The 11,695-nt window shown below is 38.4% G+C and carries 12 protein-coding genes and 1 pseudogene; 11 read left to right on the top strand and 2 right to left on the bottom strand.

The annotated features are described in order from the left end of the window. Positions 1 to 9: 9 nt before the first annotated feature. The 9 genes from MAMMFC1_RS01620 (at position 10) to MAMMFC1_RS01585 (ending at position 8,216) form a co-directional block, all read left to right on the top strand. Positions 10 to 540 (top strand): hypothetical protein, encoded by a 531-nt coding sequence (locus MAMMFC1_RS01620; RefSeq protein WP_126305889.1) that lies wholly within the window; start codon positions 10 to 12, stop codon positions 538 to 540. Between the two features lie 1,624 nt (positions 541 to 2,164). Beyond that, complete coding sequence (locus MAMMFC1_RS21230) at positions 2,165 to 2,338, top strand: hypothetical protein (protein WP_158618600.1); 174 nt, start codon at positions 2,165 to 2,167, stop codon at positions 2,336 to 2,338. Then, entirely contained in the window at positions 2,298 to 2,942 is a 645-nt protein-coding gene (locus tag MAMMFC1_RS01615) for a hypothetical protein (RefSeq protein ID WP_126305887.1), read from the top strand. Before MAMMFC1_RS21230 ends, MAMMFC1_RS01615 begins: the two co-directional genes overlap by 41 nt. A gap of 441 nt (positions 2,943 to 3,383) precedes the next feature. After that, positions 3,384 to 3,932 carry a site-specific integrase gene (locus MAMMFC1_RS01610; protein ID WP_174234356.1) on the top strand — a complete coding sequence of 183 codons (549 nt, stop codon included), beginning with the start codon at positions 3,384 to 3,386 and terminating at the stop codon, positions 3,930 to 3,932. A gap of 340 nt (positions 3,933 to 4,272) precedes the next feature. Beyond that, positions 4,273 to 4,509, top strand: coding sequence for a helix-turn-helix domain-containing protein (locus MAMMFC1_RS01605; RefSeq protein ID WP_158618599.1), 237 nt, complete (start codon positions 4,273 to 4,275; stop codon positions 4,507 to 4,509). A 115-nt stretch (positions 4,510 to 4,624) separates the two neighbouring features. Continuing rightward, positions 4,625 to 4,936: a hypothetical protein gene (locus MAMMFC1_RS01600; RefSeq protein ID WP_126305881.1), complete on the top strand. Its 312-nt coding sequence runs from the start codon at positions 4,625 to 4,627 to the stop codon at positions 4,934 to 4,936. Positions 4,937 to 5,132: 196 nt separating this feature from the next. After that, positions 5,133 to 6,332 (top strand): IS110 family RNA-guided transposase, encoded by a 1,200-nt coding sequence (locus MAMMFC1_RS01595; protein ID WP_456299288.1) that lies wholly within the window; start codon positions 5,133 to 5,135, stop codon positions 6,330 to 6,332. A 233-nt stretch (positions 6,333 to 6,565) separates the two neighbouring features. Continuing rightward, positions 6,566 to 7,891, top strand: coding sequence for a hypothetical protein (locus tag MAMMFC1_RS01590; protein WP_126305879.1), 1,326 nt, complete (start codon positions 6,566 to 6,568; stop codon positions 7,889 to 7,891). Between the two features lie 16 nt (positions 7,892 to 7,907). After that, entirely contained in the window at positions 7,908 to 8,216 is a 309-nt protein-coding gene (locus MAMMFC1_RS01585; protein WP_126305877.1) for a hypothetical protein, read from the top strand. Positions 8,217 to 8,783: 567 nt separating this feature from the next. Here MAMMFC1_RS01585 and MAMMFC1_RS22180 read toward each other — a convergent pair. After that, a complete protein-coding gene (locus MAMMFC1_RS22180; protein ID WP_232035608.1) occupies positions 8,784 to 8,924 on the bottom strand; it encodes a hypothetical protein in 141 nt (46 codons plus the stop codon). A gap of 33 nt (positions 8,925 to 8,957) precedes the next feature. After that, the gene (locus tag MAMMFC1_RS22175) at positions 8,958 to 9,197 is read right to left on the bottom strand and encodes a hypothetical protein (RefSeq protein WP_126305875.1); all 240 of its coding nucleotides are present in this window, start codon (positions 9,195 to 9,197) and stop codon (positions 8,958 to 8,960) included. Here MAMMFC1_RS22175 and MAMMFC1_RS22170 point away from each other — a divergent pair. Further along, positions 9,156 to 9,827 (top strand): annotated as a pseudogene (locus MAMMFC1_RS22170) (hemagglutinin repeat-containing protein); the annotation flags it as partial. The gene MAMMFC1_RS22175 and the pseudogene MAMMFC1_RS22170 sit on opposite strands and share 42 nt — an antisense overlap. 195 nt (positions 9,828 to 10,022) lie before the next feature. Further along, the gene (locus tag MAMMFC1_RS22165; RefSeq protein ID WP_126305869.1) at positions 10,023 to 11,690 is read left to right on the top strand and encodes an HNH/ENDO VII family nuclease; all 1,668 of its coding nucleotides are present in this window, start codon (positions 10,023 to 10,025) and stop codon (positions 11,688 to 11,690) included. Positions 11,691 to 11,695: the final 5 nt, after the last annotated feature.

Below are 11,695 nucleotides of genomic sequence, written 5' to 3'. Positions count from 1 at the left end.
GAGAAGAACATGGCATTAAAAATTTTAGGAATAGAAAAAAAGCCATCTGACGTTACAATTAATAGAGTATTCGAAGCGATGGGAGATAATTTGTTGCTAGTTACACTTGAGGTATTACCGTTAGGGAGTAATTCGCCACATCACTGGTTTCTAGAAAACAATAAGAAGCCTCCGTTTGACATAGCAATAAATCCACAAAACAGTGTATTAAATTATATAAAATTTTTCTTTCAAGATGAAAAACTATCACGAAAAAACAACACATTAACGTGTGTTAATAGCCAGAATGGATTGCCTATATTTGACATTAGTAACTATAGTGAAAAAGTATATCAGAGGTTTGAGGTGGGGGATGTTGAAGCATATATAGCCGATAATTGCTTATTCTTGATTTCTGGAGATGCTTATAATTGTAGTAGAATTTATATGGATGAAAAGAATGCGTTGTTGGTAGATTGTAATGGTACATATATCGGATTAATGCTTGGAAGTCTGTCAGAAGAAGAATTCAATGAATTAGCAGTAGCTAAAATATTGTAAATCCAGGGAACGAAGTTATTAATACCTTTCCTGGTTAAATCAAAAGGTCAGTGGACGTAAAAATCCGCTGACCTCTCTCTTTGTATCTCAGGTGTCGTCTGGTGAACAAATAATCGACTGGATAATATTACCTATTAATAATCCCTAAAAATCAAATCTAGTGAATCAGAAGGACTTCGATTCGTTACTGTCACAAAACGGACAACTACCTCCATAACCATTACCAGAACAATTTCCACAATAAGTAGCACCACAATCTTTACATTTTCTTAAAGCTCCCATACAAGGTGCATCACTATGACAATTTGGACATTTCCTCACATTATCGTACATATCAATAAAACCTCCTCAGTAATAATGATTTTAATATATCACCTGTCGGTGATGACGAAAACGGAGTTTTCGTCGCAGAGGTTCTTTTCCATGTAATTTATCGTAAATCCAGTAAAATCAATATCTCATTGAATCTGACTCCTTAAATAATAATCAAATAGGTATCAGTCTATCATCAGAGTTAATTCCGTGACTTCTGATGATTTTTTATTAATCGGTACAATAAAATATATTACCAGACAAAAATCATCCAACAGAGATCACCCGGTAAACAAATGACAATTCTCTGTCACATATCACGTTGTCACGGATAAAAAAAATTTTATAAAAATCACTAAAATGATGTTACACTTTCCCAGTTTTGTAATATTTAAATATTAAATTTAAAAAACGGAAAAACATATATTAATAGTTACACCAGCCGCCAATATATAAGGATTTTAAATAATTACAAAACATAAAAGGAACTAATAAAGTATCCCGTTCCTTTATAGTTCTCTTATAGTTCCCCACTTGTTCCTCTTTAGTTAAAAGAAACCTATTCATACCGCCATAAAATAATAATTATTTACGCACTCCAATACAATCAGAGCCATATTTCATAACAGTTGAGGTAATTACTTATCAAACGCCAACAGATAAAATAACATCCTATAATCTTCCATTGAGAAATAAACAACCCCAAATTGAAAATCAATCACCATCAAGTACCCTGGAGAAAAAATTCCCCAGGGTATCATTTTGTCATTATTTAACCAATATAATGAAATTACCTCAAATTTAAAAAATCACGATATCATTTAATCCAGACCCCTAAATAATAATCAAATAAGAGTATGAAAAACCGGAACAAGTACATACAATGAAACCTTCACTCCGTTCCGGTTTCCTCAGCGATTAACCGTTGTTTTTAGTTTCTTAATCCACTTGTTAATCTCTCTCTCAAGAAGCTTTGCTTCTCAAAAAACAAAACTTACCTGTGAGCTTGTCTCACAGACTATTGTGAACGTAGTGAACAATAGTATATATTTTAGAAAAAGATATTTTAGTAATAGATATTCTAGAGTCAACATAACAATTTCATTATTTCATACTCTTCCAATCACCAGATAAAATCACTCCATGATAAAACTTGCACTTTTTGGTGACAAACATTGCACTTTTCCGTGACAAAACTTGCATTTTCATAAAAAATATAAATTATCCATTATATTTCACCCCCGTTCCCGTATTATAAAAACGTAATAAATATTTAAACATTTATTTAAACTGACACAGGGGTGAAAGAATAATGGTAAAACAAATTTACGTCAACTATGAACACATCAAGCAATTAAAAGGTATCGCCCTCGAACGGGGAACCACATTACAAGTCATCACTAATGAGGCCATTAAACAATACTTACAAGGCGGTGTCATCTACAATGATTCAAATTCTAAAAATCCCGGAAACCGTCCTCAATAAATCCACTGCAGTATTTACCACCTATATCCATTTAATCGCCAACCGCTATAAACGCAGCAAAACCATTAAAATTCATTGCGAAACCTTGGCGGAGCAAATGAACATTCACATTCGCCATATAAAAACCTATCTGCAGGAATTAATGGATTCAGGACTTATTCAAATATCAGAGCCAAATCTTAAACAAAACGGTAAACTAGGAGCAGTCACCATTACCTTAACCACCAGCGATACATACTATGTGATTGTACCGTTAACCATTATGACCGATGAAACCATCCCCAAAACCTACCGCCAATATTACGCCAGACTAAAACGCATCATTGACCTTAAAAACTTTACCACATTCAAAAGTCCGCCAGAACTTCAACAGGAAATAGGCTGTAAGGAAAGAACCTACCGCGACTTTATTAATTTTATGAAAACGACCAAAATAGACGGACAAGCATTGATAGTGGATGAAAGTAGCAAGAGAGAATATAAATTCATCATGTCGTATGAAAAATATGTCGCCAATAATCATAAGGAAACCGACATTCAACAAGCTATCCGTAAAAATGACAAGGCAGCCAGTCAACATGAAAACCATACGACTACTCTTTAAAAACAGTCACAATGTGGTAACGATTTCCTTTGAGCAAATTATCCAGGACTGTCGGAGTAATCCGACGGAACTGGACATCATGAGGGTATTAAAAAAGATGGAACAAGATAACGAAATCACAATCATTCCCTTTCGCAAACATCGTTGAACCTCAATGACAAGATAATTATCATTTAGACTTTACAGTTTTCACATATCATAGAAAAAAATTACAACAACCGCAGGCGCCACAAAGGATGTCCCTCAAATCGCGGGACATTTTTGGTGGCACTTGCGAGTATCACACTTATCTTCTGTTACTTTGGGAAAATAATCACGAGAATAACCAGAGTATACCTTCGTATAACATGTCCAGCAAAACCGCTAGAATCCGTTTACGCTGAATGTAATACAATATATAATTAATTTACAAAATATTACATCCAATCTAGAGGTGACATTATGGAACTGGTGGAACCCATCCGTAATAAAAAACAAATAACAGCGTTAAAAAACTATTTACGAGGACAAAACCTAAGAGATTATTTATTATTCGTCCTTGGCATTAATAGTGGACTAAGAATATCGGATTTACTTAAACTCACCGTCGAAGATGTAAAACTGCAAGATAGAATTACTATCCGCGAACAGAAAACAGGCAAGATGAAAGACTTTCCTTTATCCGAAACCTGTAAAAAGGCAATTCATGAATACCTAAAAACAACAAATTTAACTGACGGTTATTTATTTACCAGTCGTAAAGGTAAGAATCCCATTACCAGAGTACAGGCATATCGCATTTTAAGTGAAGCAGCCAAAACCGTAGGAATTACAGAACCTATCGGAACTCACACCTTACGCAAAACCTTTGGCTATCATGCATACATTAATGGAACCGACGTGACCCGGATTCAAAAATTATTAAATCACTCAGCACCTAACATAACTTTATCCTATATTGGCATCACCAAGGAAGAACTGGACAATATTTATATTAGTCTCAACCTCTAAGACGTGGAAAGTATATTTTTTATACTGTTCTACGTCTTTTCATGTACTGGTGAGGTCATAACACCAGTAATGGCAATTTAGGTGTAACAAGTGTTAAAAAATCAGGAAAACAGATTCAGTTTACACTTCTTGATGTTATTAGTGTCGTCTGTCGTAATTTTTCATAGAATAGGTAATTTATATAAAACTCAATTAGAAACGGTGTCAGAAGTGACCCTGAGTGACTAAAAGATAATCCTATAACAACCAGGATTATCTTTTTAATATTGTAATGTCCGAAATCTCATCGACCACTTATAATAAAACAAATTATGGAAAATGGTATGAGGAGCAAAGAGGGATGAAGGACAAATACAAAAGCTATTATCAGGAAGTTGGGGAACGAATCACCTTTTATCGCAAGAGAAGGGGCATGACTCAACAAGAACTGGCACTACAAATCAACTGTAGTACAGAATACCTTAACCAGATCGAAAACTATGACATAAACAGTGACTTCTCCTGGCCACTTGATTTATTATTTGCCATTTCCGATGCATTGGAAATTGATGTACTTATATTTTTAGGTTGCCTTTGACTATAACCTCTGTCAACGCATTGACGAAGGTTATTTTTTTATAACAACCGTTTACGCGGGACACACGACTGGATACGATAAATTTATATATTTACATAAAACGGGAGTGGTAATCATGGAAACCGTAACTCCGCAATGTGGTATTTGTAAGAAATTTTATTCTGCTAATGACGATGATGGTTCAGGACTCTGTAAAACATGTAGACCCACTGTTAGTCAGCCATTGTTAAAACAAGAGTTAGTACAACCGGGAAAATTTGGTGTAAGTAATGCACAACTCATTCCCGCCATGAAACAGGCCATTCAGGAGCAATCCCCGGAACAATTGAGGGAACTAAAAGCCACTTATTTTTACATTTTTGAACGATCTATAAGATATCTTAGGAAAGACGAACGGGAATACATTAAAATGCACCTCGGAAGCTAAATAATAATCCATTAACACAAAAAAAGTGTTTACTCCTGTTGATGAATCCTTTCATCAGCAAGGGTAAGGACTTTTTGTCCTTATCAATCGATCACGTAAAGACATGGATAGGCTGCCGCACCCTTGCGGGCTAGTAATAGCTGACGCTCCACTATGAAGGTTGCCGGTATGATTTATGCTGATCAAGTAAAGGAGAGTGAGAACCATCCACCAACTGGCGTATTGTGGGATTGATACCCATAAACATACGCATACCGCCAAAGTCGTAGACTGTTGGCTCAACCCTTTAGGAGAAATCACTTTTGAGAATCGACCGGGAAAGTTTGACTCTTTTTTAAAAAAGATTAAACAAATTAGTGGCAATTTACAACCCATCTTTGGATTAGAGGATACCAGAGGCTATGGACGCAATCTGGCTGTGTATTTGACGGGACATAAATTCATTGTCAAACAGGTAAATCCTGCATACACCAGTTCCGCCAGACGCAGCGCACCTACTGTCTATAAAGATGACAGCTACGATGCTTTTTGTATTGCCAAAACCTTACGCGATATGAATAATAAATTACCCGATGCCAATCAGGAAGATATATTTTGGACCATACGTCAACTGGTGAAACGGAGAGATACCTTAGCTAACAGCGCCAAAATGCTGCAAAATCAACTGCATGTCCAACTGGTCAGCCATTATCCCAGTTACAAAAAATTCTTCACGTTGTTAACCTGTACCACAGCACTTTACTTTTGGGAGAAGTATCCTTCACCAAAGCATTTGGAACATATAACAGCGGAAGGGTTGGGCAAAGAATTGCGCCAGATCGGACGCAATACCTGCTCCACCAGAAAAGCGCAGCAAATTCTCTCTTTGATTGAATTAGACGGACAAACGGGAAAAGCATATCAATTGGAACGGGATTTTATTGTCCAAAGCATGGTGAAGGAAATTCGTTATAAACAAGAAGCCATTAAAGATGTAGATGAGCAATTAGCCATTATTCTACCCCAAACAGGCTACCAGTTAGAAACCATGCCAGGTATTAATTTAATTACCGCTAGTCGTATTACTTCCGAGATTGGCGATATTAACCGCTTTACGAGTGCTGATAAACTGGCACGATTTGCAGGAATAGCACCCGTGTTATTTTCTTCTGCGGGCAAAGGTAAGGAACAGCGCAGTAAACAGGGCAATCGCGTATTAAATGCTACATTATATTTTCTGGCTGTACAACTGTTATCCGTTAAAGGTGGAAAACCAAGGAATCCTGCATTTCATGAATACTTCCAGCGTAAGGTGAAGGAAGGTAAAAAGAAATCCCAGGCGATTATTTGTATCCAAAGACGATTGATTAACATCATCTATGGGATGATGAAAAACAAGACCGCGTACAAGCTATAAAGGATTAATTTGGTAATTCGTTGAAAATGATATAGAGAAACATCACGCTATATTTGTGTTCTCTGACAAGTAAAAGACTTTTATTTTGCTATTTTCTCTGTCTTATGAAGGGTGCGGTCATAGCCAGCGATGCCGACGCGGACAAGAATAAGATTAGTACCGATACCCTGACTTACTCGGATATTGAGAATAAGGCCGAGTACAGCGCCAGCAGTTCAGGATATAGCATTAGTATGAAAGATGGCAAGTTAGGTATGCCTACTCCTACTCCAGGTATGCCAGTTTCAGGCGATGCAGATAGTACTACTAAATCAGCTATTTCTCCAGGTACTATCACGATTACTGGTAATCAAACGCAAGACCTAAGTAAATTAAGTCGTGATCCGTCAGGATCATTAAACGCTCTTGGTAAAATATTTGACAAGAAAAGTGTTCAAGAGAAACAGGAATTAGCTCAGGTGTTTAGTGAAGAAGCAAATAAACTAGTTGGAGATATTGCTGATAGAGAAAAAGATAGAATTGCAAACAAGATTGTTAATGCTAAGAGTGATGAAGAAAGAGAAGCATTGAAAAAGGAATATGCACTTTGGGTAGAAGGAGGAACTAACAAAGATCTATTCCATGCCTTGGTTGGTGGACTGACAGCGCAACTTGGTGGCGGAAACTTCTTGTCTGGTGCTACAGGTGCAGGTTTCAATGAAATTCTACAGGGAGAACTCAAGAAAATTAAAGACCCTGCTTTACATCAGTGGGCAAGTCTTCTTGTGGGAACAGCAGCAGATAAAATACTCGGCGGTGATGGAACAGGTGCGTTTACTGCGCTAAATGGGACGAAATATAATTTCTTATCACATTGGCAAACTGGGCAAAGAGATGATGCTATTGCAAATGAAGATTGGGATAAAGTGGCTTATTGGGATCTTATTGATAAGGCTCAAGATCAAGTATGCAATGGAATGGGTATTAACCCTAATTCGATAAATTGGGAAGATCCAAAAAACTCAGAGTTATTGCAAAAAGTATCAGTACAGGCTCAAGAATTAGCTGCGGACCCAGCTTTCCAAACTTCATTTATTGAAAAACTTCCGATTGTTGATTCGTCAGTAGTAAAATATGCTGCTGCTACCGTAGTTATGGCAGGGGCTATAGTAGTCTTAATTGATGGAGTATGGGTAAAATATGCAAGTGCTGCATCGGGAAGTGGGGCTCTATTTACTGGCGGGGTTAATGCGTTAAACAAAATTAATATTGTTGATTTTACAATCAAAAGCAAGCATTTAGATATCTTTAATAACACATCTGCATGGAATAAATTCAACGTGGGGACTGTTGAAGAAGCAAATGCGATTGTTAATTCTGTACTTAATAGCGCTAGGGCGAATAGTAATGTGATTAAAAGTGTAGTAGATAACGGTGCGGGTTCTCAAGGTCAGCAGTCATATAAAGTGTGGATTGATGCAGGTAGGGTAATTGGAACAAAAGGTGAAACTGCTGTAAGAATAGTCTATGATGAGTTAGGAAATATATGGACGGTATTTCCTGATAAATTACCAAAATAAGGAGATGATATATATAATGGCTTTTAATAAAGATAGGTTTATTGAAAAGAATAATGAGTTTTTGTACCATATGCTTGAAGATTTTTTTAGAACTGAGGTTAATGAAGAAACCTTTTTAATGATATATAATTTTATTAAGTTCCAAAATTTTAGAAGTGGTGAGTATGAAGGAAATCAATATTTAATTAAAAAGGTTAATACTGGGGAAGTTATGATAATTGATATTGATGCCGAGAATTTTAAAAATGACTTCTCACAGACTAGATTTTGTCTTGGTATTGATGAATTTATCCAACTTATGGATGATTATAAAAACAGCCTATAATTTAAAAAGCAGGGGCAAGGACAAGATATAACTGACGACGTGATGAAAAATAACGGGTAAATAAGAAAATGAGGTTAGTGGATGTAAAATCCGCTAACCTCGTTTGTTTCTGAGTGCTCTCTAGTGATCATAATGTACTGGAATAATATTACCTATTAATCGGTAAACTTATGACAAATCTCTGTCACACTGTCACGGATAAAAAATATTTATATAAAAATCATAAAAATGATGTTACACTTTCTCGACTTTGTAATATTTATATATTAAATCAAAAAAATGGAAAAATATTTATATATAGTTGCACCAACCACCAATATATAAGCATTTTAAATAATTACAAACCATAAGAAGAACTAATAAATTATCCAGTTCCTTCATAGTTATCTTGTAGTTCCCCATCTGTTCTCTTTTAGTTAAGAGCAACCATTCATACTGCCACAAAATAATAATTATTTACGCACCCCAGCACAATCAGAGCCATATTTCATAACAGTTGAGGTAATTTCTTATCAACCGCCAACAGAAGCACTTAAAAATATTTTAAACAAAAGTGCAATTTCAATGTTATGCAAGAGTCGGGGGACGGTTCCGTGACTCTATGAAATTAGCAACATAGTCGGCACCAACGATGTCGGCCTTACCGCCGACGGCAACATCAACATCACCGCCGCCGATGAAACCGGCAGCGACGAACACTACCGCCAAGAAAAAATGTCAGGCCTCTTCAGCGGCGGTGGCCTAGGCTTCACCATCGGCAGCAAAAGCGAAAAAAGCAGCCTGAACGAACAGACCCTCGACCGGATCGGCAGCACCATCGGCTCGGTTAGCGGCAACGTCAACATCACCGCCGGCAACAATGTCAACAGCGCCGGCACCACCATTCTCAGCGGCCAGGACACCAACATCACCGGCAAGAACGTCACCATCGACAACACGGTGAGCACCTACGACAGCCAGTACAAATATGAATTCAAGCAAAGCGGCCTCAGCGTATCCCTGGATGGCGGCATAATTGATGCTGCCACGGGTGCATATAACGACATCCAGCGCTCAGGCCAGGTACAGGACGACCGGCTTAAAACTCTGTATGAGTACAAAGCCGTTAAAGATCTTGAGAAGCTGAAGGACTTCCAAGGCAACCTGGCAAAAGGAGCGGGTGTCAACGTCAGCATTGGCAACAGCCAAACCACTGTTGATCAGACCATACACATTGAAACCGTCAACCCGTCCAACATCACTGCCGGCGGCAACGTCAACATCACCGCCACCGACGGGGATGTCAACCTCAAGGGAACCAAGATCACTGCGACTGACGTCACCCTGGACGCCAAAAACGACATCAACCTGGATGCCGCCAAAAACCAACAACAGATCGACACCAAAACCAGTTCCTCCTCCTGGTCTTTAGGAGCATCCTTCGGCCTTGCCAGCAACTTTACCGGCCTGACCGGCGGCTTCAGCTCCGGCCACGGCACAGAAAACGGCAACACCACGACCCATACCGGCAGCGTCATCGACGCCGCCGGCACCGTAACCCTCAAATCCGGCAACGACACCAACATCACCGGCTCCCAGGTCAAAGGCGACAAAGTCGTGGCCGACATCGGCGGCAACCTCAACATCGCCAGTACGCAGGATAGTGACGACTACACGGCGAACAATCAAAGCAGCGGCTTAGGTTTTGGTACCGGTAAGATCAGCGGTACAACCGGCTCCTTCAACACCGGCAAGACCAACTCCAACTATGACAGTGTCACCAGTCAGGCAGGGATTTTTGCCGGTGAGGAAGGCTTTGATATCTACGTGGGGAAAAATACCGACCTGAAGGGTGCGGTCATTGCTAGCGACGCGACTCCAGATAAAAACATACTCTCTACCGATACTCTTACGTACTCCGATATCCAAAACCATGCGGAGTATGATTCAAGTAGTGTTGGAGTCAATGTCAATACAAATCCTAGTGCAGAACGTAACGAGCAAGGCGTCACTCCTAATATTGGTGTAACAGCTAAAGGTGATGCAGACAGTACAACTAAATCTGCCATTTCTCCAGGTACGATTGAAATACGTAGCAATCCAGATCAAGATCTATCTACCCTCAGTCGTGATACGAATAATTCATTAAATACTTTAGGTAAAATCTTTGATAAGAAAACGGTTCAAGAACAACAAGAATTAGCTAAGGTATTTGGTGAAGAAGTATTTAAAGCCGTTGGCGATCTTAAGCTAAAAGAAGGTAGCTCTGAAAAGGCTGCAATTGATTTCTTCGTGGGTGGGCTAATGGCCAAACTAGGTGGTGGAGACTTCTTATCAGGCGCTGCCAGTGGTGGTATAACGCAGCTTGTGATGAAAGAATTAGCCGATATAAAAGATCCAGCATTACTGCAATGGGCCAGTGCGATTGTAGGTGCAGCCTCTGCTAAAGTAATAGGCGGTAATGCACAAACAGGTGCTAGTGTAGCAGCTAGTGAGACGAAGAATAACTTCTTATATCATGAGCAATATCAAAAGATGCTTGAAGAACTTGAGGCGGTCGATAAGAGTGATAAGTCACCTGAAGAAAAGGAAAAAGCAAAAGCGGATATCAAAGCAGAATACGAAAAAATAGATAAAGAACAAAATGAAAAATGGCAAAAAGAGCATCAAGTAACGTTAGGCGATATTAATGAAAATCCAGGAACTATTTCTCTAGAAAAGGTTGGAGTGAATCTAGATGGAACAGACGCTTATTTAATACCTGGTGCAGTCATAATAGATAAGAGTCCCAGCGTTATAGAAACCTTTATCTATGACCCCAATGCTACTGCTACAGAAAATGCGCATAAGCTGTTAAGTATAGGTGGATTTACACCACTAGCTCCTATCAGTGAAGGCGTGAATGCCATTATCTACCTAGCAGAAGGTGACAATGAAGCGGCAGTGATGTCAGCTTTTGCAGCAATTCCTGGCATGGAAATCGTTAAAGTAGCGAACGGTGTAATAAAGCTTGTTCCCAAGGCAGAAGAAGCGATAAAATTTGTACAGGCTTATACAAAAGAAGTAAAAGCGGGAGAAAATGTAGTAACGCATGTTGGAGAGGATGCTGTTAAGGTTGTTAAAGGTTCAGATAGTGTTTCTGTAGTTGGAGAAGCACGTAAATATTGGACTCAAGCAACTGAGTATAATGGAGTTAAGGTTTATCAAAGAAATGATCTAATAAACCCAAATCTTGTAGATGATTATGGGAGAACAAATTTACAAAGAATGCAACAAGGAATTGCTCCAATTGGCCCAGATGGTAAATCTATAAATTTGCACCATATGACGCAAACCAATGATAGTGCCATAGCAGAGATAACCCAGTCTTTTCATCAAGAAAATACAAAAGTTATACACATTAATCCTAATACGATTCCATCTGGAATTGATAGAAGTGCTTTCGATACTTGGAAGAAGACTTATTGGAAGAATAGAGCAAATGATTTTAAATAGTAGGA

The organism is Methylomusa anaerophila, from assembly GCF_003966895.1.
Taxonomy (GTDB): domain Bacteria; phylum Bacillota; class Negativicutes; order Sporomusales; family Sporomusaceae; genus Methylomusa; species Methylomusa anaerophila.
Note: the sequence above shows the minus strand (reverse complement) of the source record. Positions and strands in the feature narration are given on the sequence as shown.